1 pseudogene is annotated in these 698 nt (G+C 46.7%); it reads right to left on the bottom strand.

Annotated elements, in window-relative coordinates:
- Window positions 1–499 (bottom strand): annotated as a pseudogene (locus CIK04_RS30325) (LysM peptidoglycan-binding domain-containing protein); the annotation flags it as partial.
- Between the last annotated feature and the right edge of the window lie 199 nt (window positions 500–698).

Raw genomic sequence — 698 nt, 5'->3', positions numbered from 1 at the left:
ATGGGTTTCCGTTTGTTGGCCACTGATGAAAATACGCTCATCTTTAGCAAGGTATTTTCGTCCATCACTGGTTCCCAYTCACGCGCGCGACACTGCTGAGCTTCTCTTTACTCAGCAGTCGGTCTGATTGCAGATAAGGCATCACTAACCCTTCATCCACTGTTGGAACCGCTTTTTTCTCCGTGATTCGAGCTTTCGGGCTCAATGTCACCRCCGGTTTTAAACTCAACATCGGCTGGCCATTTTCCACACTAAAGAGAGTTTATCGCCAGGATAGATTAAGTGAGGGTTGTCAATATCTGGGTTGATTTGCCACAAACGCGGCCATAGCCAAGGGCTATCCAAATAGAGCGCTGAGATATCCAAGAGTATCCCCCTTTACCACCACATAAGTTTGTGGCGCATCGGGCTTAATATTCAGTGGAGCTGGCGACTCTTGGGCTGCCACACTCACACTAAACAACAAGGGTAATAACACGCGTGAAGCGGCTTGCAGCACTGAGTTCGATGCCTTAACTCCTAGATGGATTAGCGAAGCGACAAATGGGGAAATTGCTGCTAGGATGCTGTCATTTAGGCTATAAAATGTCTAGAATTGAGCCAACAAGGTTTGTGCTGTTTCGGCACAGTTCAACATTTCGAGTGCATATGTCTGTATTACAAGTATTAACATTCCCGGATGATCGTCTTCGTACAGT

The organism is Vibrio sp. 03_296, assembly GCF_002265885.1.
This window is presented reverse-complemented; position numbering and strand designations above follow the sequence as displayed.